The organism is Geodermatophilus sp. SYSU D00697, from assembly GCF_054050175.1.
Genome location: NZ_JBJGYV010000019.1, coordinates 1 through 26,246 on the forward strand (window position 1 = coordinate 1; position 26,246 = coordinate 26,246).

At 76.7% G+C, this 26,246-nt stretch carries 27 protein-coding genes; 16 read left to right on the forward strand and 11 right to left on the reverse strand.

The features are described 5' to 3' along the window. Positions 1-477, forward strand: a 477-nt coding sequence (locus ACI79C_RS16605) for a zinc-binding dehydrogenase (RefSeq protein ID WP_456946772.1), incomplete at its 5' end; no start/stop codon positions are given. On the opposite strand, the gene ACI79C_RS16610 is transcribed toward ACI79C_RS16605, so the two are convergent. From ACI79C_RS16610 to ACI79C_RS16630, 5 genes are read right to left on the reverse strand one after another with little or no spacing between them, the layout of a single operon-like run. Next, positions 467-1,921: an amino acid permease gene (locus ACI79C_RS16610; protein ID WP_456946773.1), complete on the reverse strand. Its 1,455-nt coding sequence runs from the start codon at positions 1,919-1,921 to the stop codon at positions 467-469. The genes ACI79C_RS16605 and ACI79C_RS16610 overlap by 11 nt on opposite strands. 9 nt (positions 1,922-1,930) lie before the next feature. Continuing rightward, positions 1,931-2,875: an alpha/beta fold hydrolase gene (locus ACI79C_RS16615; protein WP_456946774.1), complete on the reverse strand. Its 945-nt coding sequence runs from the start codon at positions 2,873-2,875 to the stop codon at positions 1,931-1,933. 14 nt (positions 2,876-2,889) lie between these two features. Beyond that, positions 2,890-3,741, reverse strand: coding sequence for a pyridoxal kinase PdxY (gene pdxY / locus ACI79C_RS16620; RefSeq protein ID WP_456946775.1), 852 nt, complete (start codon positions 3,739-3,741; stop codon positions 2,890-2,892). Between the two features lie 60 nt (positions 3,742-3,801). Continuing rightward, positions 3,802-4,605: a sulfite exporter TauE/SafE family protein gene (locus tag ACI79C_RS16625; RefSeq protein WP_456946776.1), complete on the reverse strand. Its 804-nt coding sequence runs from the start codon at positions 4,603-4,605 to the stop codon at positions 3,802-3,804. Beyond that, complete coding sequence (locus ACI79C_RS16630) at positions 4,602-4,955, reverse strand: rhodanese-like domain-containing protein (protein WP_456946777.1); 354 nt, start codon at positions 4,953-4,955, stop codon at positions 4,602-4,604. The genes ACI79C_RS16625 and ACI79C_RS16630 overlap by 4 nt, the downstream gene beginning before the upstream one ends. 482 nt (positions 4,956-5,437) lie before the next feature. Here ACI79C_RS16630 and ACI79C_RS16635 point away from each other — a divergent pair, with 482 nt between their 5' ends. The 5 genes from ACI79C_RS16635 to ACI79C_RS16655 all read left to right on the forward strand — a co-directional run bounded on the left by ACI79C_RS16635 (position 5,438) and on the right by ACI79C_RS16655 (position 10,671). Beyond that, on the forward strand, positions 5,438-6,613 hold the full coding sequence (locus ACI79C_RS16635) for a cysteine--tRNA ligase (protein WP_456946778.1): 1,176 nt from the start codon (positions 5,438-5,440) through the stop codon (positions 6,611-6,613). Positions 6,614-6,721: 108 nt separating this feature from the next. After that, positions 6,722-8,101: a rhodanese-like domain-containing protein gene (locus tag ACI79C_RS16640; protein WP_456946779.1), complete on the forward strand. Its 1,380-nt coding sequence runs from the start codon at positions 6,722-6,724 to the stop codon at positions 8,099-8,101. A gap of 29 nt (positions 8,102-8,130) precedes the next feature. Then, positions 8,131-9,336: an FAD-dependent oxidoreductase gene (locus ACI79C_RS16645; protein WP_456946780.1), complete on the forward strand. Its 1,206-nt coding sequence runs from the start codon at positions 8,131-8,133 to the stop codon at positions 9,334-9,336. 70 nt (positions 9,337-9,406) lie between these two features. Beyond that, positions 9,407-10,039, forward strand: coding sequence for a class I SAM-dependent methyltransferase (locus tag ACI79C_RS16650; RefSeq protein ID WP_456946781.1), 633 nt, complete (start codon positions 9,407-9,409; stop codon positions 10,037-10,039). A gap of 122 nt (positions 10,040-10,161) precedes the next feature. Continuing rightward, entirely contained in the window at positions 10,162-10,671 is a 510-nt protein-coding gene (locus ACI79C_RS16655) for a hypothetical protein (RefSeq protein ID WP_456946782.1), read from the forward strand. Positions 10,672-10,885: 214 nt separating this feature from the next. On the opposite strand, the gene ACI79C_RS16660 is transcribed toward ACI79C_RS16655, so the two are convergent. After that, positions 10,886-11,230, reverse strand: a complete 345-nt coding sequence (locus tag ACI79C_RS16660) for an HNH endonuclease signature motif containing protein (RefSeq protein WP_456946783.1) — start codon at positions 11,228-11,230, stop codon at positions 10,886-10,888. 105 nt (positions 11,231-11,335) lie between these two features. On the opposite strand from ACI79C_RS16660, the gene ACI79C_RS16665 reads away from it, so the two are divergent. Together ACI79C_RS16665 and ACI79C_RS16670 are read left to right on the forward strand one after the other, a co-directional pair. Continuing rightward, positions 11,336-11,749: a DUF6221 family protein gene (locus ACI79C_RS16665; protein ID WP_456946784.1), complete on the forward strand. Its 414-nt coding sequence runs from the start codon at positions 11,336-11,338 to the stop codon at positions 11,747-11,749. Positions 11,750-11,995: 246 nt separating this feature from the next. Continuing rightward, positions 11,996-14,035 carry a lytic murein transglycosylase gene (locus tag ACI79C_RS16670; RefSeq protein ID WP_456946785.1) on the forward strand — a complete coding sequence of 680 codons (2,040 nt, stop codon included), beginning with the start codon at positions 11,996-11,998 and terminating at the stop codon, positions 14,033-14,035. 8 nt (positions 14,036-14,043) lie between these two features. Here the strand turns inward: ACI79C_RS16670 and ACI79C_RS16675 are convergent, their stop codons facing one another. Together ACI79C_RS16675 and ACI79C_RS16680 are read right to left on the reverse strand one after the other, a co-directional pair. Further along, complete coding sequence (locus tag ACI79C_RS16675; RefSeq protein WP_456946786.1) at positions 14,044-15,447, reverse strand: amidase; 1,404 nt, start codon at positions 15,445-15,447, stop codon at positions 14,044-14,046. A 55-nt stretch (positions 15,448-15,502) separates the two neighbouring features. Then, complete coding sequence (locus ACI79C_RS16680; protein WP_456946787.1) at positions 15,503-16,249, reverse strand: SDR family oxidoreductase; 747 nt, start codon at positions 16,247-16,249, stop codon at positions 15,503-15,505. A gap of 112 nt (positions 16,250-16,361) precedes the next feature. Here ACI79C_RS16680 and ACI79C_RS16685 point away from each other — a divergent pair, with 112 nt between their 5' ends. Continuing rightward, the gene (locus ACI79C_RS16685) at positions 16,362-19,064 is read left to right on the forward strand and encodes a PEP/pyruvate-binding domain-containing protein (protein ID WP_456946788.1); all 2,703 of its coding nucleotides are present in this window, start codon (positions 16,362-16,364) and stop codon (positions 19,062-19,064) included. Between the two features lie 15 nt (positions 19,065-19,079). On the opposite strand, the gene ACI79C_RS16690 is transcribed toward ACI79C_RS16685, so the two are convergent. Both ACI79C_RS16690 and ACI79C_RS16695 read right to left on the reverse strand, forming a co-directional pair. Continuing rightward, complete coding sequence (locus ACI79C_RS16690) at positions 19,080-20,303, reverse strand: cytochrome P450 family protein (protein WP_456946789.1); 1,224 nt, start codon at positions 20,301-20,303, stop codon at positions 19,080-19,082. Continuing rightward, positions 20,300-20,770, reverse strand: a complete 471-nt coding sequence (locus ACI79C_RS16695) for a DUF5709 domain-containing protein (protein WP_456946790.1) — start codon at positions 20,768-20,770, stop codon at positions 20,300-20,302. Before ACI79C_RS16695 ends, ACI79C_RS16690 begins: the two co-directional genes overlap by 4 nt. A gap of 401 nt (positions 20,771-21,171) precedes the next feature. Here ACI79C_RS16695 and ACI79C_RS16700 point away from each other — a divergent pair, with 401 nt between their 5' ends. The 7 genes from ACI79C_RS16700 (at position 21,172) to ACI79C_RS16730 (ending at position 25,472) form a co-directional block, all read left to right on the forward strand. Next, on the forward strand, positions 21,172-21,381 hold the full coding sequence (locus tag ACI79C_RS16700; protein ID WP_456946791.1) for a hypothetical protein: 210 nt from the start codon (positions 21,172-21,174) through the stop codon (positions 21,379-21,381). 143 nt (positions 21,382-21,524) lie between these two features. Continuing rightward, positions 21,525-22,529 carry a hypothetical protein gene (locus ACI79C_RS16705; RefSeq protein WP_456946792.1) on the forward strand — a complete coding sequence of 335 codons (1,005 nt, stop codon included), beginning with the start codon at positions 21,525-21,527 and terminating at the stop codon, positions 22,527-22,529. Between the two features lie 15 nt (positions 22,530-22,544). Further along, entirely contained in the window at positions 22,545-22,889 is a 345-nt protein-coding gene (locus ACI79C_RS16710; RefSeq protein ID WP_456946793.1) for a hypothetical protein, read from the forward strand. 188 nt (positions 22,890-23,077) lie between these two features. Continuing rightward, positions 23,078-23,656: an RNA polymerase sigma factor SigE gene (gene sigE, locus ACI79C_RS16715; RefSeq protein WP_456946794.1), complete on the forward strand. Its 579-nt coding sequence runs from the start codon at positions 23,078-23,080 to the stop codon at positions 23,654-23,656. Positions 23,657-23,889: 233 nt separating this feature from the next. Beyond that, positions 23,890-24,081 carry a hypothetical protein gene (locus tag ACI79C_RS16720; protein WP_456946795.1) on the forward strand — a complete coding sequence of 64 codons (192 nt, stop codon included), beginning with the start codon at positions 23,890-23,892 and terminating at the stop codon, positions 24,079-24,081. Between the two features lie 152 nt (positions 24,082-24,233). After that, positions 24,234-25,169 carry an anti-sigma factor RsbA family regulatory protein gene (locus ACI79C_RS16725; RefSeq protein ID WP_456946796.1) on the forward strand — a complete coding sequence of 312 codons (936 nt, stop codon included), beginning with the start codon at positions 24,234-24,236 and terminating at the stop codon, positions 25,167-25,169. Positions 25,170-25,220: 51 nt separating this feature from the next. Further along, positions 25,221-25,472, forward strand: a complete 252-nt coding sequence (locus ACI79C_RS16730; RefSeq protein WP_456946797.1) for a hypothetical protein — start codon at positions 25,221-25,223, stop codon at positions 25,470-25,472. A gap of 5 nt (positions 25,473-25,477) precedes the next feature. Here ACI79C_RS16730 and ACI79C_RS16735 read toward each other — a convergent pair whose 3' ends face one another. Further along, a complete protein-coding gene (locus tag ACI79C_RS16735; protein ID WP_456946798.1) occupies positions 25,478-26,188 on the reverse strand; it encodes a DUF2306 domain-containing protein in 711 nt (236 codons plus the stop codon). Between the last annotated feature and the right edge of the window lie 58 nt (positions 26,189-26,246).

Here is a 26,246-nt window from a genome sequence, read left to right on the forward strand (position 1 = left end):
CGGGTGGGGGGCGGCCGGGGGCGGGGGGGGCGGGGGGCCGGGGTGGTGGGCGCGCGGCCGCCGGACCGCGCCGCCCGCGCCCCCCGCCCCCCCCCCCCCCCGGTCCGCTACGGCGCCGGGCTCGCCGACCGCGTCCGGGAGCTGGCGCCCGGCGGGGTGACCGCGGCGGTGGACACCGTCGGCACCGACGAGGCCGTCGACGTCTCCCTGGAGCTGGTGGCCGACCGGCGGCGGATCGCCACCATCGCCGCCTTCGCCCGCGGCGCGGCCGAGGGGCTGCGCGTGCTGGGCAGCGGGCCGGGCGCCGACCCGGGGACCGCGCTGCGCGACGCCGCCCGGACCGAGCTGGCCGAGCTCGCCGGGACCGGCCGGCTCGAGGTCGTCGTCGCCGGCACCTACGCGCTGGACGACGTCGCCGCGGCGCACCGCGAGGGGCTCGCCGGGCACACCCACGGCAAGCTCGTCCTCATCCCCTGACGCCGGTGCGGGCACCGATCCGCGAGTGCCGGTAGCCGTAGCCGGCGTAGACGAGCAGGCCGAGGACCAGCCAGGCGAGGAAGCGCAGCCAGGTCTCGATGCTCAGGTTGAGCATCAGGTACAGGCAGGCCAGCGCCGAGACGGCGGGCAGCACCGGGGACAGCGGCACCCGGAAGGGCCGGGCCATGTCCGGGCGCGTGTACCGCAGCACGACGACCGCGACGGACACCAGCAGGAACGCGAACAGGGTGCCGATGCTGACCAGGTCGGCCAGCGTGCCCAGCGGCACGAACGTCGCCATGACCAGGACGAGGGCGGCGAAGGTGAGGGTGACCCGGACCGGCGTCCCGGTGCGCGGGCTGACCCGAGCCACGACCGGCGGCAGCAGCCCGTCGCGGCCCATGGCGAAGCCGATCCGGCTGACCGTGATCAGGTCGACCAGGATCACCGAGGTCAGCCCGGCGACCGCGGCGAGCGCGATCAGCGCCGCCGCCCACCCGAGGCCGACCTGGTCGAAGGCGTCGGCGATGGGGGCGCCGCGGTCGAGCCGGTCGTACCGGACCATGCCGACGACGACCAGCGAGACGCCGATGTAGAGCGCCGTCGACAGCCCGAGGGTGCCGAGCAGGCCCAGCGGCAGGTCGCGGCCGGGCCGGCGGGTCTCCTCCGACATGTTGGCCACCGCCTCGAAGCCGGTGTAGGCGAAGAAGACCACCGCGGCGGCGGTGAGCACCCCGCCGACGCCGAACGCGACCGGGTCGATGCCGGCGATCGCCTGGATCACCGGGCGGGCGAGGCCGCCGGACTCCTCGGCCGGCTGGGCGGCGGGGACGAAGGGGGTGAGGTTGGCGCCGCGGACGAACCAGGCCCCGGCGACGATCACGAAGACGCAGACGGCGACCTTGACGACCACCAGCGCGCCGGTGACGCGGGCGGACTCCCGGATGCCCAGCGCCGCCACGGCCGTGAGGACGACGACGATGAGCGCGGCCCCGACGTTGACCGTCGACTCCTCGCCGAACAGCGACGGCGGGAGGTCGAGCAGGTTGCCCACGTAGCCCGACCAGCCGCGCGCCACCACCGCCGCGCCGAGGGCGAACTCTAGGAACAGGTCCCAGCCGATGACCCAGGCGACCAGTTCGCCGGCGGTGGCGTAGGCGTAGGAGTAGGCGCTGCCGGCGGTCGGCGCCGAGGCGGCCAGCTCCGCGTAGCAGAGGGCGGCGAGCAGGGCGACGACGCCGGCGAGGGCGAAGGAGACCACCACGGCCGGCCCCGCGGTGTCGCGGGCCTCGACCCCGGTGAGGGTGAAGATGCCGGTGCCGATCACGACGCCGATGCCGAAGCCGACCAGGTGCCGGGCGCTCAGGTGCCGCCGCAGGTGCCCGACGTGCTCGGACTCGTCGTCCCCCAGCATCTCGACCGGCTTGGTACGGAACAGTCGCACCGGGTCACGCTAGGCGCGGTCGGCGGCTCCCGCCTGCCGGGCGGCCGGCTCGGCCAGCCACCGCAGGACCCGGTCGGCCGTGCCCCGCGGGTCCTCCACGTGGGGGACGTGGCCGACCCCGGGGAGCACCTGGACCTGCCAGTCCGGCCGGGTCGCCGCGAGCGCCCGGGCGGACGCCGCCGGGGCGAGCGGGTCGTCCTCGCCCTGCAGGTACAGCGTGGGGGCGGCAACGGCGTCGACCGTCGCGCGGAACCGGCGCGGTCGCATCAGCACCGCCATCGTGTCGGTGATCGCCCGCCACTGCGCCCGCTGCGCCGCGGCGGCGTCTGGCTGGGCGGCCCGCTCGCGGGTCTCGGCCACCATCACCGCCACCACCTCGGCCGGGATGCGGTCGGCGTGCGGCGTGGCTTGCCGGATCTGCGCCCCGACGGCCGCCTCGGGCGTCATCCGGCGCAGCTTCGCCGCGACCGCCCGCTCGACCGGGGGCAGCCGGAGGAACGCGCGGCGCGCGGCGAGGACCGGGTCCACCGGCAGCCGGGTGGGCCGGGGGACCGGCGGGCCGACGAGCACCAGCCGCCGCACCGTCTCCGGGGCGCCCGCGGCGTGCTGGATGGCCAGGACCCCGCCCATCGACTGACCGACGAGGACCACCGGCGCCCCGACCACCGTCTCCACGACGCGGCCGATCAGCCGCCGGTTGCCCGCGGCCGCGTCGGCGCCGGCCGACGAGGCGCCGTGGCCGAGGAGGTCCACGGCCAGCACCCGGTGCTGGCCGGCGGCGAGGAGCGGGCCGACCAGGCCGAAGGTGAGCGCCGAGGCGCCCAGGCCGTGCACGCAGAGCACGACCGGCGCGTCCGGGGGGCCGCCGAGGTGCAGCAGCCGCACGCGGTCGCCGCCCAGGGGCACGGTCGCCGACCGGGCTCCCGGCGGCCAGGGGACGGGCTGGGCGTCCACGGCGGCTCCCGGGCTCAGACCTCGACGACGTCGAACGTGCGGGAGGGTGCCACGAACTCCTCCTGCGCGGCGACGAGCAGGATCTCCCGGGACCCGGCGTCCTCGGTCTGCTCCAGCAGGCCGTGCACGGACGCCGCGGCCGCGCCCAGGGCGGTCCCGGCGTCGCGGCTGGCCAGCCAGTGGGCCAGGAACAGCGCCGCGATCGTGTCGCCCGCGCCGTTGACCGACACGTCGAGGCGCGGCGTCCGGACCCGGAAGTGCCGGCCGCCCTCGGAGGCGAGCAGGTCGACCGAGTCCGCCGGGGTGTCGTCGGTGACCAGGGACGTCGTCAGCACCACCCGGGGGCCCAGGGCCTGGACGGCGGCGACCGCGTCAGTGACCTCGCCGAGCGTCCGGGTGGTCCGGCCCGACAGCGAGTCGAGCTCGAAGTGGTTGGGCGTGACCACGTCGGCGGCGGGCACCGCGACCTCGCGCATGAACTCCGGGATGCCGGGCCGGACGAACACGCCGCGGCCGACGTCGCCGATCACCGGGTCGCAGCAGTACACCGCCTGCGGGTTGGCCGCCCGCACCCGCGCGACGGTCTGCACGACCGCGTGACCGATGTCGGCCGAGCCCAGGTACCCGGAGAGGACCGCGTCACAGCTGCCGAGCACGCCCCGCTCGGAGATGCCCTGCACGACCTCCTCGATGGCCGGGCCGTCGAAGACCCGCCCGCGCCACTCGCCGTAGCCGGTGTGGTTGGAGAACTGCACCGTGTGCACCGGCCACACCTCGATGCCGAGGCGCTGCAGCGGGAACACCGCCGAGGAGTTGCCCACGTGCCCGTAGGCGACGTGCGACTGGATGGAGAGGACGGCGACCATGCGCAGAACGGTCGCACAGCGCCGACCCGCCCAGGACGACCAGCCCTGCCGGCGGCCGGCTCAGCCGAGCAGCCCGACCAGCGCGCTCCCGCCGGTGTAGAGGGCGACGACGACCAGCAGGACGGCGAACGCGCGGGTGAGCGAGGAGGGGTCCAGCCGGTCGGCGACCCGCTTGCCGACCAGCGAGCCGGCGACCGCGGCGAGGGTGAACGGCGCGATGACCGCCCAGTCGAAGTGGGCCGTCCCCGCCCGCGCCACCAGGGCGGCGCCCGAGTTGACGGCGATGACGACCAGCGAGGTCCCGACCGCATGGCCCATCGGCAGCCGCAGCACGAGGGTCAGCGCCGGCACGATGACGAACCCGCCCCCGACGCCGAAGAAGCCGGTCAGGAACCCGACGACCAGCCCGACGCCCACCACCGCGACCACGCGGGAGCGTCCCGTCGGCGGCGCGGGCGCGCCGGCGTCCGCCGCGGGGCCGGCCACCGGTACCGGTCGCCGGTCCGGTGACCGGGTCTGCGCCAGCATCGCCGCGGCGGCCAGCAGGACGACCCCGGAGAACGCGAGCAGGAGCACGTCCGGGTCCACCCGCTGGTTCAGCGCCGTGCCGGCGAACCCGGCGGCGATCCCCGCCACGCCGAAACCCGCGCCGACGCCCCAGCGGACCCGGCCGCTGCGGGCGTGCCCGAGGGCGGCGACCACCGCGCTGGTGCCGACGATGAACAGGCTCGCGGTCGTCGCCGCCTGCGCGTCCAGGCCGAGCACGTGGACCAGCGCCGGCACGGTGAGGACGGCTCCGCCGCCGCCCAGCGCGCCGAGCACGACCCCGATGAGCAGCCCGAGCCCGACCGCGGCGACGCTCACGCGACCGTGCCCGGCTGCCCGTCGTCGGTGACCACGGACCGACCGGCCGCCGCCCAGGCCTTCATGCCCCCGGCCAGGTTGTGCACCGGGATCCCGGCCGCCCCGAGCCGGTCCGCCGCGGTGCCGGAGCGGTTCCCGGAGCGGCAGACGGCGACGACGGTCCGGCCGGGTGGCACCGCCGAGGGGTCGAGCAGGCCGAGCGGCACGTGGACCGCGCCCGGTGCGTGCCCCGCCCCCCACTCGGCGGGTTCGCGGACGTCGAGCAGCAGGGCCTCGCCTCGCTGCACCATGGCCGCGGCCTCATCCGGGCCGACGTCGGGGAGCCGGGACGAGTGCGCAGCGGCGGACATGGCGGTCCTCCCGAGGTCCGGCGGCCGTCGCGGGCTGCCGTTCCGCAGCGCACCACACGCACCCGCCGGGCACCAGGGCCCGAGGCGGGGGAGGCGCGGGACCGAGGTCCTCGCGGGAGGGTCAGAAGGGCACGGACGCCCGGTGCGCGGCGGTCACGGCGCCGACCACCCGGCGCCACAGCGGGAGCGGTGGCCCAGCGGGTGCGGGCGGGGCGGGGACGGGCAGGACGGGCGGGGCGGCGCGGTCGGTCACAGGAGGTCCTCGGGGTGCGGCGGGCGGGGGGCGGGGCCCACCGAGCGGGCGCTCAGCGGGCGGGGCGGCCCGCCGGACACAGCCGGTCGTCGACGGTCAGCGGGGTGACCGCGAGCAGGCAGACGCAGAACGCGTCGCGGCTCGAGCGCAAACCCCAGTACACAGATCGAGATAAGCACGATGTCCGGCCCGGCGGCAACCGGCCAGGCCAGGCGGGCAGGATGGCGGCATGGCACTGCCTCCTCTGAGCACCTCCGGGGTCGTCGGCGCCGCCGGCCGCGTCGGCGAGCCGATCGACGTGCGCACCGGCGACCTGCGGCTGGCCGGGCGTCCGCTGCCGGTCGTGAGCCCCGCCCGCGTCTACGTCTGCGGCATCACCCCCTACGACGTCACGCACCTCGGGCACGCGGCGACGTTCGTGTGGGCCGACGTCCTGGGGGCGGTGCTGCGGCTGGCCGGCGCCGAGGTGCGCACCAGCCGCAACGTGACCGACGTCGACGACGTCCTGACCCGGGCCGCCGACGCCCGCGGCCGCCACTACGACGAGTTCGCGCTCAGCCAGGAGTTCGCCTTCGAGCAGGACATGCGCGCCCTCGGCGTCCGGCCGCCGACGGCCGCGCCGCGCGCCCGGCACCACGTCTCGCACGTGCAGCAGCTGGCCGCGGCGCTGCTGCGGAACGACCGGGCCTACGTACGCGAGGGGCACGTCTACTTCCGCGCCGGGGACGTCGTCGCCCGCTCCGGGCTGGACGCCGGACGGGCCCGGCAGCTGGCGGCGGAGTTCGGCGACGGTCCCGACGACCCGCTCCGCGACGACCCGTTCGACGTGCCGGTGTGGCGTCCCTCCGGGGACCGGGACCCCGCGTGGCCCAGCCCGTGGGGCTGGGGGCGGCCGGGCTGGCACGCCGAGTGCGCGGCCATGGCGACGGCCACCCTCGGGCACGGGGTCGACGTCCTCGTCGGCGGCGCGGACCTCGCGTTCCCGCACCACGGCTACCAGACGGCCATGGCCGAGGCGGCGTCGGGCGTCGGACCGTTCGCGCGGGCGCAGGTGCACGTCGGGGCGGTCGCCCAGGACGGCGCCAAGATGGCCAAGTCCACGGGCAACCTCACCCTCGTCGCCGACCTGCTGCGGGTCGCCAGCGGCCCGGCGCTGCGCCTGCTGGTGCTCGACCGGCCGTGGTCGCAGCCGTGGGAGTACCGGCCGGAGCTGGTGGAGCGGGCCGCGGAGCGGCTCGACGCGCTGTACTCGGCCGCCGGGCGGCCGTCGTCCTCGCCGTCCGCCGCCGGTGCGGTCACCGACCGGCTGCTCGACGACCTCGACGTCCCCGCCGCCCTGGACGTCGCCCTGGCCGACGGGGGCGACGCCGCCCGGCTGCTGGTCCGCGTGCTGGCGCTGGGCTGAGCCGGGCCGGGACTCCCGGCACCGCAAGTCAGGACCTCCGGCCCGGCCGGTGCGGATACCCCCACGGGTTTCCTCTGGTGTATCGGCAGCGGCCGGAGGAGGGTCCCCGTGTTCTTCACCCAGTACTACCTCGACTGCCTGTCGCAGGCCTCGTACCTGGTCGCGGACGAGATGACCGGGCAGGCGGTCGTCGTCGACCCGCGGCGCGACGTCGCCGAGTACCTCGCGGACGCGCGGGCACACGGGCTGACGATCGTCGGCGTCATCGACACCCACTTCCACGCGGACTTCCTCGCCGGCCACCTGGAGCTGGCGGAGGCCACCGGGGCGTGGATCGGCTTCGGGCAGCGGGCCGAGGCGGACTTCCCGATCCGGCGGCTGGCCGACGGCGAGCGGATCTCCCTCGGGGACGTGACCCTGCAGGTCATGGAGACACCGGGGCACACCCCGGAGTCGATCAGCGTGCTGGTGTTCGAGCACGCCGGGGACGAGGTGCCCTACGGGGTGCTGACCGGTGACGCGCTGTTCATCGGCGACGTCGGCCGTCCGGACCTGCTCGCCTCGATCGGCGTGAGCGCCGACGAGCTCGGCCGGATGCTGCACCGCTCGGTGCGCCGGCTCATGAGCCTGCCGGACTCCGTGCGGGTGTTCCCGGCCCACGGCGCCGGCTCGGCGTGCGGCAAGAACCTCTCCACCGAGCGGCAGTCGACGATCGGGGAGCAGCGGGAGACCAACTACGCCTGCCAGCCGATGACCGAGGACGAGTTCCTGGCGATGGTCACCGCGGGCCAGCCGTCGGCGCCGGACTACTTCGTCTACGACGCCGTGCTCAACCGCCGCCGGCACCCGGTGTTCGACGCCGCCGCCGCGCCGGTGCCGCTGGACGTGGCGCAGGTACTCGCCCGCCAGGCGGCCGGGGCGGTCGTCCTCGACGCCCGGGACCCGCAGGAGTTCGCCGCCGGGCACCTCGCCGGGTCGCTGAACGTCCCCGCCGACGGCCGGTTCGCCGAGACCGCCGGCATGGTCGTCCGTCCCGACCAGGAGGTCGTCGTGGTCGCGCCGCAGGACCGCGAGGAGGAGGTGGTCGTCCGGCTGGCCCGCATCGGCTTCGACCGGGTCGCCGGCTACCTGCGCGAGCCCGAGGGCGCGTTCCTCGCCGTCCCCGACCGGGTGGTGCAGGCCAGCCGGCTGACCGTGCCGCAGCTCGACGAGGCGCTGGGCCGGGCGGAGCCCCCGGTCGTGGTGGACGTCCGCAACGCCGGGGAGCTGATCACCGGCACCGTCCCCGGCGCCCTGCACGTCCCGCTCGCCCAGCTGCCGCACCGGCTGGACGAGATCCCGCGCGACCGGCCCGTCGTCGTCCACTGCGCAGGCGGATACCGGTCCAGCGTCGCCGCCTCGCTGCTGCGCGCCAACGGGTTCGCCGACGTCTCCGACCTGCTCGGCGGGTTCACCGCCTGGTCCGCGGCCACCCGACAGCCGGTCTGAGCCCCACCCCCACGAGAGGAGCCGATCCCATGCCCCCCACCGATGCCCACCACGGCGTCCTCGTCGTCGGCGGCGGGACCGCCGGCATCACCGTGGCCGCCCGCCTGCGGCGGGCCGGCCAGGACGACGTCGGTGTGGTCGAGCCGTCGGCCACGCACCACTACCAGCCGCTGTGGACCCTCGTCGGGGGCGGCCGAGCGCCCCTCGCCGCGAGCGCCCGCCCCGAGTCGAGCGTCATGCCCAGGGGCGTGGACTGGATCCGGGACGCCGCAGCCGACGTCGACCCCGGCAACCGGCGGGTCACCCTGCGGTCGGGCCGGCACGTCACCTACGAGCAGCTGGTGGTGGCCCCCGGCATCCAGCTGGACTGGGGACGGGTCCCCGGCATGACCGAGGCCCTGGACACGCCCATGGTGTCGAGCAACTACACCTACGGACTGGCGCCCAAGACCTGGTCGCGGATCCGTTCGATGCGCAGCGGCACCGCGGTCTTCGCGATGCCGGCCGGACCGATCAAGTGTGCCGGTGCGCCGCAGAAGATCGCCTACCTGGCGGCGGACTTCTGGCGTCGGGAGGGCGTGCTGGGCGACATCCGGGTCGTCCTCGTGCTGCCGACGCCGGCGATGTTCGGCGTGGAGGTGTTCTCCCGCGAGCTCGAACGGGTGGTCGCCCGGTACGGGATCGAGGTCCACCTCAACAGCGAGGTCACCGAGATCGACGGCGAGGGCCGCTCGGCGATCGTGACCGACCACGTGGCCGGCACCAAGGAGGCCATCGGCTACGACTTCCTGCACGTCGTCCCGCCGCAGTCGGCACCCGACTGGCTCAAGGCGACGCCGCTGGCCGACCCGGCCAACCCGAACGGCTACGTGGAGATCGACAAGGCGACGATGCGGCACGCGCGGTTCCCCGACGTGTTCGCCCTCGGCGACGCCGGGTCGTCGCCGAACTCGAAGACCGGGGCGGCGATCCGCAAGCAGGCACCCGTGGTCGTGGAGAACCTGCTGGCCGTGCGGGAGGGGCGCGAGCCGACCGCGCGGTACGACGGCTACGCGTCCTGTCCGATCACCACGGCGCGGGACAGGATGCTGCTGTGCGAGTTCGACTACTCGATGCAGCCGCACCCGACGATCCCGCTCATCGACACCACGCACGAGCGTCACGACATGTGGCTGCTCAAGCGCTACGGCCTGCCCTTCATGTACTGGAACCTGATGCTCCGGGGGCTCGCCTGAGGGGGGTGGACCCGGCACCGCGGCCGTCCGCCGAGGAGTGGTCCGTCGGCACGGTCCGCGGGAGGGTCGGATGACGGTGCACCACCCGGTCTTCGCCCGCGTGTACGCCTGGCTGGCACCGGCGATGGAGCGCGCCGGGGCCGACGAGCTCCGGGATCGGTTGCTCGAGGGCATCTCGGGCCGCGTCGTGGAGGTGGGCGCGGGCACGGGGGCGAACCTCCCGCACTGCCCACCGGCCGTGAACGGGGTCCTGGCCGTGGAGCCCGAGGCCCACCTCCGTGCCCGGGCGGAGGAGGCCGCGCGGCACGCCCGCGTGCCCGTGACGGTGGTCGACGGCGTGGCGGACCGTCTCCCGGCCCCCGACGGGTCGTTCGACGCGGCCGTCGTCTCGCTGGTGTTGTGCAGCGTCCCCGACCAGGCCGGTGCCTTGCGGGAGATCCACCGGGTCCTCCGGCCCGGCGGGCGGTTGCACTTCTGGGAGCACGTCCGGGCCGACGGCGGCGCCCTCGCCCGGGTGCAGGGTGCGCTCGACCGGACGATCTGGCCCCGCATCGGCGGCGGGTGCCACGCGGGCCGGGACACCCTCGCGGCCATCGAGGCCGCCGGGTTCACGGTCGAGCGGGTGGAACGCTTCCGCTTCCCGGACTCACGTGTCCCCATGCCCACGGCTCCGCAGGTGCTGGGAACCGCCGTCCGCCGGTGACCCGTGCCGCCGCGGGGACGGGTCGTCCGGCGGGTGACCCCGGGACCTCCGACCCGGTGCCTCGGGCGGTCCGCCGCTGTCAGGCTGGGCCGGCCCGTCACCGAGCACACCGGAGGCCGCCCGTGGACCGTCTGCGCACCGTTGACCCGTTCGAGCCAGCTGCCCGGCAGGGCGAGGTGGTCGGCTTCGCCCCGCCCTACGAGCGGGACGGCGTCACGGTCATCACGGCGACCGCCTCCCGTGCGCACACCGCGACCCGCCGCGACGCCGGCGCGGCCGGTGATGGCGGCTTCGACGCCGAGATGGCCGGGGCCCGGCCGCTGGGCGCGTTCGTCATCCGCGACGGCCGCGTGCGCTGGCGTCCGGCGGTCGACCTCACCCGCGTGCTGACGACGGCCGAGGTCGTGGTCGGCGGTGTCCTGGTCGCCCGGCGCCTGGCGACCCGGCCGAGTGGCGCCAAGGCGCTGGTCGCCATGGGGCCGGGCGGCTGGGTGAGCATGAAGGGCGGGGCCATGGCGGTTCGCCCGGCCCGCCGCCTGTGGCGCCGTGCGAACCCCGCTCCGCCACCGACCCGGCGTCCGTGGTGGGCGCGGCTGCTGGCCGCCGTGACGCTGGAGTCGCTGGTCGGCTGATCGTTGCCCGACAGACCCCACAGCCCGCGCCAGGCGTTGGCGGTGGGCGGTGACCCCGGGATCCCGGACGCATGCGGCCGTCGGTCGCCGTGTCGCCGGTCGCCGGTCGCCGGTCGCTGGTCGCCGTGACGCTGGAGCCGCCGGCCCCTGACCTCACTGCGGCCGAGCCCGCACCCACGGCGGGCACGTGCCGTCGCCGCAGGTGGGGGTCGGGTCAGAAGGGTGGGGGGTCGGGTGCCGGGGGTGGTTGCGGCGGTTTCGGTGGGGGTCCGGCGAGCACGCGGGAGCCGGTGAGGGGCAGGGCCGGTCGCAGGCCGGGGGGCCGGCCGGTCCGGGTGATGCCGCTGGGGGTGGTGACGGTCAGGGTGCCGTCGGCGGTGAGGGCGTGGGTCCAGCCGCGGGCGTGGGTCTTGAGCCGGTGGTGGCGCCGGCACAGGCAGCACAGGTCCGCGCAGCTGGTCTGGCCGCCGCGGGCGTGCCGGAGCAGGTGGTCCAGCTCGGCCCAGCCGGCCCGATGGGCGCAGCCGGGATGGGCGCAGGTGCGGTCGCGGGTGGTCACCCAGGCGCGCTGGGCGGGGGTGGGCCGACGAGGTGACCGCGCCGCGCACCCGAGCAGGGAACTGTCTCGCTCTGAGGACGGCGGGCGTCCCCGGTCGGCGGGAGGATGGCGACCGTGGACGCGGAGTCGGGTCTGGAGCCGGACCGGGAGCCGAACCTGGACGAGTTCGTGCTCGCCCGGATCGCCGAGGACAAGCGGATCGCGGCGGAGGCCGCCGCAGCCAGCGGCCGCGAGGAGTGGGACGACGGGGACGCCGCGGGGTCGCCGCAGGGCGCAGGCGAGCACGTCGCCCGGTTCGATCCGGCACGGGTGCTCGCCGAGTGCGCGGCGCGCCGGCGGCTCGTGCTCGCCTGCCGGGAGTCGCGGCCGGACCTGCACTTCCTCGGGTCCCGTCCCCCGGGGCTGGCCGACTTCCCGCTCACGCCGACCGACCAGCACCAGCTCGCCGCGCTCACCCTGGCCCTGCTGGCGATGCCCTACGCGCAGCACCACGACTACCGCCCGGAGTGGCGGCCCTGAGCAGCCGGCCGGGCGGTCCGGCGAGTTCCGGTCCGGGGACGTTCTGCCCTACGGGTGCGGACCCGGGCAGGGTTGGGTGACACTCGGCAGGACGAGCTGGTGGTCGGTCGAGGACGGACCCGTGGCCGAGGAGGCGCCGTGACCGGGATCCCCAGCCCGCCCAGATCCTCCGGCCCGCCGCGCCGGGAGCGGTGAGCCGATGCGGCCGAGGGAGCTGCCTCGCGGCCGTCTCGCGGGAGCGGCGGGGTGAACGCCCGGCGAGCGCGCCGGTTCCGGTGGGGGAGCGCCGCGGCGGTCGTCACCGTTGCGCTCGTCGCGACCCCCACGGCGCACCCGCAGCCCACTCCCGCGCCGCGGTCGGATCCCTCGTCGCTGGTCGCGCGCACACAGCTGCTGGGTGCTCCCAGCGCCTCCGCGTCGTCCCCCGCCGTCCCCCGCCCGGCTCCCGTCCCGGCGCCGCCGCCGGCTCCCGCCCCGCCCCCGGCGCCGCCTGCGCCCGCGCCGGCCGGCGACGCGGCACCTCCACCGCGGCAGGCGGCGACCGGGCCGGCGGCGACCGGCCCCGCGTCCGGGCTGGCGGCCGCCGGGGTCCCGGTCACAGCACTGGACGCCTACACGGCGGCGGCCGCGGCCGCCCCTGCCGGTTGCCAGGTGCACTGGTCACTGGTGGCGGCCATCGGCCGGGTCGAGTCCAACCACGGCCGCTTCGCCGGCGCCGTCCTCCACACCGACGGCCGCTCGACGCCGCCGGTCCTCGGCCTACGGCTGTCCGGCGGCCCGGGCATGGCGGTGGTCCTGGACACCGACGGGGGACGGCTGGACGGCGACGCGCAGTTCGACCGCGCCGTCGGGCCGATGCAGTTCATCCCGTCGTCGTGGGCCCGCTTCGCGAGTGACGGGGACGGGGACGGCCGGCGCGACCCGTTCGACATCCACGACGCCGCCGCCGCGACGGCCCGCTACCTCTGCGCCGCGGGCGGGGACCTCTCCGGTCCCGCCGGCAAGGCGCGGGCGGTGTTCGCCTACAACCACTCGAACAGCTACGTGGCGACCGTCCTCGCACTCGCCGCCGCCTACGCCGGGACGCCGGTGCCGAGGGTGCCGGTGCCGGTACCGGACCCCGCACCGACGGTCGAGCCCGCGCACCCGGGCCCGCCTCCGGCTGTCGACCCGCCGGCCGAGCCCCCCGCCGTCGACCCGCCGGCCGAGCCCCCCGCCGCACCGCCGGAGAGTGCCCCGCCGCCGGCCGAACCGACCGACGTGTCCGTCCTGGCGGCGCCGCCGGCGGTCCCGCCCGCGGACGCCGGGCCGGATGCCCCCGGGACGACGGGCCAGTCCGAGCAGACGGCGCCGGACGGGGCACCGCCCGCGGATCCGCCGACCGCACCGCCGGACCAGCTGCCGCAGGCACCGACGACCGGTCCCGACACGGAGGCGCCGGGGGAGGCGCCGCCGAGTGGGCCGTCGGAGGAGGCGCCGTCGGCCCCCGCTCCGGAGACGCCGGTGGACGAGCCGTCGACGCCGAGTCCCGACGCGGACGCGCCGGAGGAGGCGCCGCCGGGCGAGCCGCCGCAGGACGAGCCCTCGACTCAGGCTCCGGAGACCCCGTCGGAGGCGTCCTCGACTCCGGCTCCCGAGACCCCGGCCGGCGAGCCCTCGACCTCGACGGTCGACGAGCCCTCGACCTCGACGGCCGACACCGCGCCGTCGCCGGAGGCGCCGCCGAGCGAGCCCTCGACCCCGGCGCCGGAGACGCCGGCGGACGAGCCCTCGACCTCAGCGGCCGACACGGAGCCGACGACACCGGCTCCGGATCCGCAGCCCGGCCCCGAACCACCCCCGACTCCCGAACCGCAGCCGGCCCCCGAGACACCGGTCCCGGAGCCACCACCGGCGCTCCCGGTGCCGGAGCCACCGCCGGCCGAGGAGCAGGCTCCCGAGACGCCGGCGACCGACTGCACCGCCCCCGCTCCGGTGGACGTCGTGGACGCCTCGGGCACCGGCGTCGCCGACGAGGTCGCCGCCGCGCTCGCCGCCGCCGGCCTCGTCGTCGGCACCGTCACAGAGAGCCCCGGGCGGCCCTCCTCGGCCGTCCAGTACGCCGACGGCCAGAGCGCCGGGGCGCAGCAGATGGCCGACGTGCTCCACGTGGCGGTCGAGCCCGCTGCGGTCGACGGCATCACCCTCGTCGTCGGCACCGACGGCGTACCCGCCCTGCTCGCCGTCCTGCCGGGCGTGCCGGCACCGCCCGGCGACTGCCCGGTCGACGACGGCCCGACCGGCTGAGCCGCGCCTCAGCCGTTGACGAAGGGGTCCACCGGGCCCAGGACGCCGACCGCCGCCTGGATGGCCGCGGCGGCGTCGAGGGCGCGGTCGTCGCGGAACGGTGCGGCCATGCACTGGACCCCGACCGGCATCCCGTCGGCCAGGCCACCGGGCGTGGCCGCCGCGGGCAGGCCGAGCAGGTTGGCCGGCATCACCGGCCGCAGCAGCTCCAGGGTGGCGGGCACGTGGTCGGCGTCCCAGCCGTGTGGGAACGCCGGCTGCGACCAGACCGGCGACAGCACCACCGGGTAGCGCTCGAAGAACTCCAGCCACGCCCGCGCGACCTGCCGGCGGCGGACGAAGGACCCGACGTAGGCGTCCAGGTCGAGCCGCGGGGTGCTGTCCAGGGCGACCTCGAGGAAGCGCCGGGCGACCGGGCCCATCAGCTCGGCCAGCACCGGCTGCATCGTCCGCAGGTCGGTGAACAGCCACGCGTGCCACAGCTCGATCGCGGCCTCGTAGTCCGGCGGCGTCACCTCCTCGACCTCGTAGCCGGCCGCCGCGAGGTGTGCACCCGCCTGCCGGACCACCGCGGCCACGGCCGCGTCGGTGCTGCCCCCGGGCGGCTCGGGAACCACCGCCACGCGCACCGGGCCCCCGGAGTCGGGGAAGGTCAGCGGCGCCGGCACGGACGCCGGGTCGCGCCGGTCCGGGCCGTTCATGACCCCCAGCCCCAGCCGCACGTCGGCGACGTCACGCGCCATCGGGCCGTTGACCGCCATCAGCTGGAACGACAGCGGCCCGTCCTCGGGTGGCAGCACGGTGGCGTGCGGGACCCGGCCGCTGGTGGGCTTGAGCGAGGAGACGCCGCAGCAGTGGGCGGGGTTGCGCAGCGACCCGCCGATGTCGTTGCCGGCGCCCAGCGGTGACATGCCCGCGGCGAGCGCCGAGGCCTCACCGCCCGACGAGCCGCCCGCGGTGAGGTCGCGGTGCCACGGGTTGCGGGTCAGGCCGCGCAGACTGCAGTCGGTCGAGATCCGCAGCCCCATGTCCGGCAGGTTGGTGCGCCCGACGATGATCGCCCCGGCCGCGCGCAGCCGCTCGACCAGCGGGGCGTCCGCCGCCGGGATCGCCTCGCCGAGGGCGACGACGCCGTTGGTGGTCGGCGTCCCCGCGACGTCGATGTTCTCCTTGACCGTGACCGGCACGCCGTGCAGCGGCCCCACCTCGCCGCCGCTGCCGAGCCGCTCGTCGGCGACCTTGGCCGCCGCCAGCGCCTCGTCGGCCAGCACCACGACGACGGCGTTCAGCTCGGGGTTGACGGCGTCGATGCGCGCCAGGTGCGCCTCGACCACCTCCACCGACGAGACCTCGCCGGCGCGGATCATCCCCGCCAGCTCGCCCGCACCCCTGCGCCACAACGGATCGGTCATTCCGCCTCCTCGGGAGTGCGCGGACCGTACTGCGCCCGCGCCGCCCGGGGGAGCCCTATCCCCGTCCGACGTAGGGCATCGCGGTGGCCAGCACGGTCAGGTTCGCGACGTTGGCGTCCAGCGGCAGACCGGCCATGTAGACGACGGCGCGGGCGACGTCCTCCACCGCCATCCGCGGCTCGGGCCGGACGCTGCCGTCGGCCTGCCGCACCCCGGTCGCCATGCGCTCGGTCATCTCCGTCGCGGCGTTGCCCACGTCGATCTGGCCGCAGGCGATGCGGTACGGCCGGCCGTCCAGGGACGTCGACCTCGTCAGGCCGGTGACCGCGTGCTTCGTGGCCGTGTAGGCCGCCGACATCGGCCGCGGCACCTGCGCGGAGATCGAGCCGTTGTTGATGATCCGGCCGCCCTGCGGTCGCTGGTCCCGCATGACGTGGAAGGCCTCGCGGGTGCACAGGAAGGTCCCGGTGAGGTTCACCGCCACGACCGCCTGCCACACGTCGAGCGGGAGGTCGCCGACCTCGGCCTCCGGCGCGGACCGGCCGGCGTTGTTCACGAGCAGGTCCACGCGCCCGGAGCCGGCGACGGCCGCGTCGAACAGCGCGCGCACGGACGCCTCCTCGGTGACGTCCGTGGGCACCGGGTGCATCCGCCCGGCCGGCCCCCGGTCGGCGACCGCCCGCAGCGGCTCGGGCCGCCGCCCGGCGAGGACCACCTGCCAGCCCGCGTCGGCGAGGGCCAGGGCCGTGGCCGCCCCGATGCCGCTCCCCGCGCCCGTCACGACCGCGACCCCGTCCTCCACCGTGCCTCCTCGCCTCCTCGCCCGGACGTCGGGGCGATCCTGCCCGGTGCGACCGGATCGGGAGTAGCGTCCGCACCCTCCTCCACCGGCGCGGACGGCGGGAGACGTCGCGATGGGTGCAGCACCGCAGCGGACCGGCACCCCGGCCACCGGCTCGCCGACCGTCGTGCGGCTGCGGGACCTCGACGCCTCGTCCCTGGCCCTGGCCGGGGGCAAGGCCGCCAACCTCGGCGAGCTCCTCCACGCGGGGTTGCCGGTGCCCGACGGCTTCTGCGTGACCACCCGGGCCTACGACGACGTCGCCGCCGCGGCCGACCTCGCCGACGTCGTCGCGCAGCTGGCCGCCTGCCCGCCCGACGACCAGGCCACCGCCGCACGCCTGGCCCGCGAGGCCCGGGAGCGCGTCCTGGCCACGCCGATGCCCCCGCCGGTGGCCGAGGCGGTCACCGCCGCGCTCCGGGACCTCGGCGGGTCCGACCCGGTGGCCGTCCGGTCGTCGGCCACCGCGGAGGACCTCCCCTCCGCCAGCGCCGCCGGCCAGCAGGACACCTTCCTGGGTGTCGTCGGGACAGAGGCCGTGCTCGACGCCGTCCACCGCTGCTGGGCGTCGCTGTTCACCGACCGGGCGGTGGTCTACCGGCTGCGCAACGGGATGGACCCCGCCGGGGTGCGGCTGGCGGTCGTGGTGCAGCGGATGGTCGACGCCGCGGTGGCCGGGGTGCTGTTCACCGCCGATCCGGTGACCGGCCACCGCGGGCACACCGTGGTCGACGCGAGCCCGGGCCTCGGGGAGGCCGTGGTCAGCGGCGCGGTCGACCCCGACCACTTCGTGCTCGACAGCGCCACCGGGAGCGTCCTCGAGCGGCGGCTGGGGGCCAAGCGCCTCGTCGTCCGCCCGCGGGCGGGTGGCGGCACGGAGACCGTCGAGCGCGAGGCGTCGACCGCGGCGAGCCTCGACGACGAGCAGCTGCGGGCCCTGGTCCGGCTCGGCGGCCGCGTCCAGGAGCACTTCGGCCGGCCGCAGGACACCGAGTGGGCGATCGACGCGGCGGGCACGCTGTGGCTCACCCAGGCCCGCCCGATCACCACGCTGTTCCCGGTCCCCGACGCGGGTCCGGCCGACGGCCCCCTGCGGGTGTGGTTCTGCTTCAGCCTCGCGCAGGGGCTGACCCGGCCGCTGACCCCGATGGGCCTGTCGGCCATGCGCGTGGTCGCCTCCTCCGTCGCCCGCCTGTACGGCCACCCGCCGGCGGACCCGGTCGCCGGCCCGCCACGGGTCCGCGACGCCGCCGGGCGGCTGTTCCTCGACGTCAGCGTGGCCCTGCGCAACACCGCCGGGCGGGCGGTCTTCCCCCGCGTGCTCGACGTCATGGAGGCACGGTCGGCCACGGTGCTCCGCGGCCTGCTCGACGACCCGCGGCTGTCGGTGGTCTCCGGGTGGGGTCCGGTGGTCCGCCGGCTGGCGTGGATCGCGGCGCGGTACGGCATCCCGCTCCAGGTCGGCCAGGCGGTCGTGCGCCCGTCGGCCGCGCGCCGGCGGGTCGACCGCCTGGGCACCCGGCTGCGGGAGCGCCCGCTGCCGGGCGAGGGCGCACCCGCCCGGCAGCGGCTGGACGCCGTCGTCCGCCTGCTGCTGGACGTCGCTCCCTCCGTGGCGCCGCGGATCGCCCCGCCGGCGGCCACCGGCTTCACGGGCCTCGCCCTGGCGGGGCGGCTGCTCGGCCCCGACGCCCGCCCCGGCGACCTCGCCACGGTCCTGCGGGGCCTGCCGCACAACGTGACGACCGAGATGGACCTCGCCCTGTGGCAGCTGGCGACGGCGGTCCGCGGCGACGGCGAGGCCGCCGAGGTGCTCCGGCGGACGCCGGCGGCGGTGCTGGCCGAGCGCTCCCGCGAGGGCACCCTGCCCGAGGTCCTCGACCGGGGGCTGCGCGGCTTCCTCGACCGCTACGGGTCCCGAGCCGTGGCCGAGATCGACCTGGGCGTGCCGCGCTGGGGCGAGGACCCCACCCACGTCCTCGGCGTCCTCGCCAACTACCTGCGGCTGGAGGACCCCACCGCGGCCCCCGACGCGGTGTTCGCCCGCAGCGCCGCGGAGGCCGAGGCCATGGTCGCCACGCTCACCGCGAGGGCCCGGCGCCGCGGTGCCCTCCGCGGCCGGGTCGTCGGCCTCGCCCTGGACCGGGCGCGGCAGCTCGCCGGGCTCCGCGAGCTGCCGAAGTACGACATCGTGCTGGTGCTCGGCCGGGCGCGGACGCAGCTGCGGGGAATCGGTGCGGACCTCGCGGCCGCCGGCGTCCTCGCCCGGGCCGACGACGTGTTCCTCCTCGACCTGGGCGAGGTCGCCGCCGCCCTCGACGGCCGGGACGTGCGCGACCTCGTGGTCCGGCGACGCCACGACCTCGCGCGGGAGACGGCCCGGCGGCACGTCCCGCGGGTGCTGCTCAGCGACGGCAGCGAGCCGGAGGCCGCGGCGCTGCCCGGGCCGGAGGCGGACGGCGCGCTCCGCGGCACCGCGGCCTCCGCGGGGACGGCGACCGGCCCGGCGCGGGTCGTGCTCGACCCGACGGGGGCGTTCCTCGCGCCCGGCGAGATCCTCGTCGCGCCCTCGACCGACCCCGGGTGGACGCCGCTGTTCCTCACCGCCGGCGGCCTGGTCATGGAGATGGGCGGGGCCAACTCGCACGGGGCCGTGGTCGCCCGCGAGTACGGCATCCCGGCGGTGGTCGGCGTCCCGGGCGCGACCGCGCGCATCACCACCGGCCGACAGCTCACCGTGGACGGCAGCCGCGGCCTGGTCACCCCGGCGCCGTAGGTCCGCCGTCCGCCCTCAGCCGTGCAGCCGCACCGGCAGGCGGGTCAGCCCGCGGATCACCATGCTCGACCGCCACGTCAGCTGGTCCGGGTCGGCAGCCAGCGCCAGGTCCGGGAAGCGCCCGATCAGTGTCCGGAACGCGACGTCCCCCTCCAGCCTGGCCAGGGGCGCGCCCAGGCAGTGGTGCAGGCCGAAGCCGAAGGCCAGGTGGCCGCCGGCGTCGCGCTCCAGGTCGAGGACGTCGGGGGAGGGGAAGTGGTCGGGGTCCCGGTTGGCCGAGGACAGGGCCACGAGGACGACCTCCCCGGCCGGGATGGTGGTGCCCGCGATCTCCACCGGCTCGACCGTGTGGCGGAACGTGGCCAGGTCGACCGGCCCGTCGAACCGGAGGAACTCCTCGACCGCGCGGGGGGTCAGGTCCGGGTCGGCGCGCAGCCGGGCGAACGCCTCCGGGTGGCGCAGCAGCGCGTACACCCCGTTGCCGATGAGGTTGACCGTGGTCTCGTGGCCGGCCACCAGCAGCAGGAAGGCCATCGCGACCGTCTCCTCGGCCGAGAGCCGGTCGGCGTCCTCCGAGGCCGCGACGATGGCCGAGAGGACGTCGTCCCCGGGGGAGGCGCGCTTCTCCGCGACGAGTGCGGCCAGGTACCCCGCCATCGACGACGCCGCGCTGGTGCGCTCGGCGGTCGCGTCGTCGGAGGCCAGCAGCGTGTTCGACCACGTCCGGAACGCCGAGCGCTCGCGGTCCGGGACGCCGAGCAGTTCGCAGATCACGCTCATCGGCAGCGGGAAGGCGAAGGCGTCGAGCAGGTCGACCTCCGCGGGCCCGGCCGCCATCGCGTCGGCCAGGTCCGTGGCGATCTGCTCGATCCGCGGGCGCAGCCCGGCGATCGCCCGCACGGTGAACGCCCGCCCCACCAGCTTGCGCAGCCGGGTGTGGTCGGGCGGGTCGGAGCTGAGCATGTGCCGGGTCAGCTCCCGGGCGAAGACCACCCGCCGCTCCGGCGGGACGGGGGAGGAGTCGAGGACCTCGGCGAAGCGGGCGCCGTCCTTGGACAGCCGCGGGTCGGCGAGCGCCGCACGGGCGTCCTCGTAGCGCGTCACCAGCCAGACGGGCAGGCCCACCGGCGTCCGCGCCCGTACCACCGGCCGCTCGTCCCGCAGGGTCGCGAACACCGCGTGCGGATCGGCGAAGAAGGAACGGTCGAGCTGCACCACCAGGTCGTCGGTCCGGGTCACGAGTCACCGACCAGGGTCTCGTCGGTCTCGCGGTCGTCGTCGACCAGGTGGACGGCGGCCTCCTCCGCGGAGGCCGCACCGCCGTCGATGCCCCGGTCGGAGGCGACCAGCTCGGACTCGGTGTCGGAGCCGATGCCCTCGTCCTCCTCGACCAGCCGCCCGGCCCGGGCACCCCCGACCTCGTCGTCGAGCAGCTCGCCGTCGGTGTCGGAGGCGTCACCCAACCCGTCACCGTCCGGGTCGGCGCGGTCGGGGAGCTCACGCGCCAGCCGCCGGTCCAGGCCCTCCCCGGCCTCCTCCTCCTCTCCGGTCATGCCCCAGTCGTCGACGGCCCACGGCCGCTCGGCCGGCGACCACCCCTCGTCGAGCGGGTCCACGCCGCGGTCGTCGAGGGAGTCCTCGGGGTCCAGGACGCCGGAGTCGTTCTCGCCGTCGAGGTCGTCGGGGGTGGTGTCGAAGGGCTGCACGGGAGGCTCCCTGCGGTCGCCGGTCGGTGGACACCGGCCGCGAGCGGTGCCCCGACCGGAACCTCGTCAGCCTGCTCCGCTCGTGGCGGCGTGGCCAGCACCCCGCACGCGGTCGTCCGGCCGGCGTGGCCACCCCTCGCGGCGGGCGTGCCGAGAGGCCGGACGGTGCGGTTCCCGTTGACCGTGTGCCGGGACGCGAGGACAACGACAGTGCCCGGACACACGACACCGGGGAGGAGGAGCCATGGACACCCAGCCGCTGGAGCACGCCACGTTCGACGAGCCGGACGAGGTCCGGGGGGGAGAACTGGCGGCTGGAACTGCTGAACCTGAGCGGGGGCGCCCAGGTCGGGCGGATCACGGTCCAGCCCGGCTGGCGGTGGTCCGAGCACGTCCGGCCGGTGGCCGGGACGGAGCTGTGCGAGGCGCCGCACCAGCAGTACCAGGTCTCGGGCCGCATCCACGTGGTCATGGCCGACGGCACAGAGCTCGAGGCCGGTCCCGGCGACGTGACGTCGCTGCCGCCGGGCCACGACGCGTGGGTGGTCGGGGACGAGCCCGTCGTCGCCATCGACTGGCACGGCGCGTCGGTCTGGGCCCGTCACGCCTAGCCGATCCGCGCGCCACGGTCCGGCATGGTCAGATCTGACCATGCCGGGTCCGTGCGCAAGTGGGCCCGTCCTGGTCATGTGCCGGGGTGGAGCACCCGTCAGAGTGAGAACGCTCACACCGTTCGGCGTCCGGAGGAACTGACATGGCCGCGGTCACCCGCGTCGCACCGGAGGCGGACACGCCGCTGCGTCCCGGCCGGGACGCCCAGGTGTCGGACATCCGTCCCGGCACCCGGTGGCTGCTGAGGGCCTTCTCGGCGCTCACCCTGCTCGCCGTCCTCGCCCTGCTGGTCTCGCCCGAGCGCGCTCAGGCGAACTTCGCGTGGAGCATCAAGATGGAGCTCACCGCGGCGTTCCTCGGTGCGGCCTACGCCTCCGGCGCGGCCCTCTCGCTCCTGGCGCTGCGGCGCCGGACGTGGGGCGAGATCCGCGTCGCCGTCATCACGGTCGCGGTGTTCACCGTCCTCACCCTCGTGGCGACGCTGATCCACGCGCACCGGATGCACCTGGTGCACGGGGAGGGCGCGGGCCAGGCCGCCGCGTGGTTCTGGCTGGTCGTCTACCTGGTCGTCCCGGTGGCCTCCGGAGCCGTTGTCGTCCTCCAGGAGGTCGGCCGGCGGCCGGTGCGGAGCGTCGGCCGCGGCATGCCCCGGTGGCTGACCCGGCTGCTGGGCGCCCAGGGCGCGGTCCTCGCGGCGGCCGGCGTGGCGCTCTTCCTGGGCGGGCTGGTGGTGCACCACGAGTCCGAGCCGGTCACCCGCTTCTGGCCGTGGGACCTGATGCCGCTGAGCAGCCAGGTGATCGGCGCCTGGCTGATCGCCCTCGGGATCGGTGCGGCGCTGGTCATCCGGGAGCGGGACCTGCACCGCCTGCTCGTGCCGGCGGTCGCCTACACCGCGTTCGGAGCGCTGCAGCTTGGCGTGCTCGTCCGGTACCGGTCGGACGTGGACCCGGGCGACCCGTGGCTGTGGGCCTACGTGGCGGTCTGCGTCGTCATCGTCGTGACCGGCGGCTACGGCGTGCGGGCGGCCCGGCGACCAGCGCCTCCTGCGGCTCCGGCCGACGGACCGGCGCGGGCGGACGTCGCCCACCGCGCGGAGCGGCCGGCCGGAGCCGGGCGCGACCAGCGGGTGCTCGAGGTCTGCTGACCCGCAGGAGCGCACGTGACCTCCGAGGGGACGGCCCGCGCGGAGTCCGCGCGGGCCGTCCCCGCGCCGTCCCCGCCTTCCCCGCCGACCCCGCTCCGGGCGGCGACCCGGGCGCTCGCCGGTGTGCGCCGGGTGCCCGTGGCGCGGGTCCTCACGGCCGGGCCGGTGCTGCGGGCCTCGGCCTACGCGGTCGCCGCGGCGGTCGTGGGCCGGGTGGTCCGCTCCCTGACCGGCCCAGGCCGGCCGGTCCGGCCCGTCCGGACGCCGCCGGTGGCCCGCCGCCCGCCGCCGTCCGCCGGCGGAGCCGAGTTCCGGGTCACCACCTGGACGGCGGTCGAGGTCCGTTGGCGGGTGGACTGAGCCGGCCGCGGGCCACGCGGCGCGGCAGGTCGTCGGCCGACGCCGGTCGCTGCGATAGCATGGACGGCGTAGGGGAGTACCCCTCCACGAAGCGTCGTCAGTACGACCTGACACCAGGTCCGGCGCGTCGGCCCGGGAGACCACCGGGCGGGGGAGACCTGCCGACCGTGTGGTGGAGGCCCCCTACCGTGAGTACTGCTGACCTGTCGACCGTCGCCGCGTCCGTCGAGGCCGAGGGCTGGGTGACGCCGACGTGGGAGCAGGTCGTCCGTGACCACTCCGCCCGGGTCTACCGGCTGGCCTACCGGCTGTCGGGCAACCCGCAGGACGCCGAGGACCTCACCCAGGAGACCTTCATCCGGGTGTTCCGCTCGCTGGCGGACTTCTCACCGGGCACCTTCGAGGGCTGGCTGCACCGGATCACCACCAACCTGTTCCTGGACATGGTGCGGCGCCGGCAGCGGATCCGGTTCGACGCGCTGCCGGAGGACACCGAGCGGCTGCCCGGCACCGCGCCCAGCCCCGAGCAGGTCTACGCCGACACCCACCTGGACCCGCAGGTGCAGGCGGCGCTGGACGCGCTGTCGCCGGAGTTCCGGGTGGCCGTCGTCCTGTGCGACATCGAGGGGCTCAGCTACGAGGAGATCGCGGCGACGCTGGGCATCAAGCTGGGCACCGTGCGCAGCCGCATCCACCGCGGCCGCGTCCAGCTGCGCCGGGCGCTGGCCCACCTCGACCCCCGCGTGGGCGCCGAGCCGGCGGAGTAGGCGGCATCAGCCGAGGACGTGGGTCTCCAGCCGGTCGTCGTGGAACGCCCTCGGGGCTCCAGCCGTTCGACCAGGCGCACGAGGTCCGCGTGCCGCTCGCAGCGCTCGGGGAGCACCGCGGCCGGTGCCGCGTGGTCCCCGGCACACCCCGGATGACGCGGCCGCCCGCGCGTGTTGTGCAGGAGTCCAACCACCGGCCGGTGGTCCGACCCCGGCCATCAGAGAGAACCACCATGGCACTGCGCACCCCCTGTTCCCGCCACGCCCGCTCCGTCTGGATCGCCAGCTGTGCCGACTGCACGGCCTGGCACCTGGCCGGCGCGCTGGCCGACCGCGACCGCGACCACCCGGCGCCCGGAGCTGCCGGGTCCCCGCCCGAGCCCCGGGACCCGGCCCGCGGGTCGGGCGAGGCCGAGGCCGCCTGACCGCCACCACCCTCGACGCACCGGCTCCCCGCCGTCCGGGACGTACCGGACGCAGCTGTTCCGCTCCGGGACGGCGGGGGTAGCGTCGAGGGAACGGCCGGGTCTCGGGTGGACCTGTTCCTCGCCCCGGCCGACGACAGAGGGGGGCCGACGTGTCGGCAGTGCGCCCGACCGGCGACTGGGACGGCTCGGGGTTCGCCCACGAGGCCTTCGCCTTCGGCACCGACCAGGAGGTCGTGGACCGCGTCGTGCCGTTCGTGCTCGAGGGGCTCTCCCGCGGCGAGCCGGTGCTCGTCGTCGCGGGCGAACGGGTCCGCACCGTGCTCGCCGGTCACCTCGGACCGGACGTGGCGCGGCTGGCGACCTTCGCCCCGGCCGAGACCTGGTGGCGGGGCGGGCACGGCACGCTGCACGCCTACGACCGGGACCTGCGTGCCCTGCGGGCCTCGGTGCCCACCTGGCGGCTCGCCGCCGAGCCGGTGTGGCTGGCCTCGGAGGACGGGCGGGAGTGGAGCCGCTTCGAGGCCGTCGCCAACCGTTGCTACACCTCGATGCCCTACTACAGCCTGTGCCTGCACGACCGGCAGCGTCTGTCGCCCGACGTGCTGGACGCGGTCGCCCGCACCCACCCGCTGACCTGGGGGGCGGGCGCGCCCGTCCCGGCCGCGGCCTACGAGGACCCGCGGCACTTCATCCGGTCGGCCCAGCCGGCGTGGCGCGAGCCGCCGGCCGGGGTGCTACCGGTCGCGGTGACCGCGCCGCAGCCGGCCCGCCGGCTCGCCGCGGCGGCGGCGGCGGGATGGGCGACCCGGACCGACGACGTCGTCCTGGCGGTGCACGAGCTGGTGACCAACGCGCTGCGCGTGGCGGCGTTCGCGTCGGTCTCGGCCTGGGCGGAGGGGGACACCCTCGTCGTCGAGGTGGCCGACGCCGGGCCCGGGCTGCCGGACGAGACGCTGGGCTACGTCCCGCCCGACGAGGACCCTGCCGGCGCGCGCGGGATGTGGCTGGCGTGGAGCGTCGCCGACGACGTCGCCGTGGCCTCCGGGTCCGGGGGCACGGCCATCCGGCTGTTCTTCCGCCGCTGAGGGCCGCGCCGCGGCCCCTCGCGGAGCCCCTGCGGTGAGGAGGGTGACCCCATGGACATCACCACCGTCAACGACCGCCACCTGTACCAGGCGCGGGTCGTGGTGCGCGAGGCCGAGGACCCGGGAGGACCGGTCGAGCTGCCCGGCCGGGTCGTCCGGTTCGGACCACCCGGCTGGCTCACCGTCGTGGACGAGCTGACCGACGACGCCGACGTCGAGCTCTACCCGATGACCCGGGTGCTGGCCGTGACGCACCTGCGCGAGTACGGCGGCGCGGCCCTGCGCTCCAGCGCCGACCACTGACGCGGTCAGGCCGCCAGGGCCGCGGCGCGCCGGTCGCCCGTGGCCAGGTACAGCTCGGCTGCCAGCAGGTTCGGCACCCAGGAGAGGAACGGGACCAGCAGATAGGCCCGGCCGAAGGCGGTGTCCCCGTCGACGCCGAACAGGCCGGCCTGGACCGCGACCAGCAGTCCGAGCTGCAGCCGCAGGGTGACCGCGGCGTAGGTGAGCGCGAACGTGCGGACCATCCAGCGCCGGTGCGCGGCCACGTCCCCCCGCCGGATCGCACGGAAGGCGGTGGCGGCACAGGCGAGCCACAGGAGCGCGAGGGTGCCGAACCCGGCGGTGCCGACCGGGCCCGCGAGGCTGTGCGCCGCGAGGACCAGCCCGGCCAGCCCCGCGACCGCGATCGAGACCAGGGTGAGCCGGCCGACCCACCGGTGCACCCCAGGAGCCCGGGCCCGCAGCCGGTGCAGGAACTGCAGCGGCGACAGCAGCAGCGCCAGACCGCCGAACCCGACGTGCAGGGCGAAGGCGAGCCGGACGAGCGGCGGTCGCGCGACGTAGTTCGCCGCCAGTGCCTGGCCCTCGGCGGCGAGGTCGGCCAGCGGGTCCAGCGCGTAGGGCAGCGGCGCGTACACGGCGACCACCAGCGCGCTGAGCAGGACCCACCAGGAGGCGGTGCGGGTCCGCCACGTGGGTGCCCGGACGGCGGTCGTCCCGGGGCGGGTCAGCGTCATGCGGGCGCTCCGTACTCCCCGCAGCGGCCCCGTGCGTCGCGAGGGTGCCGCGGGCCGG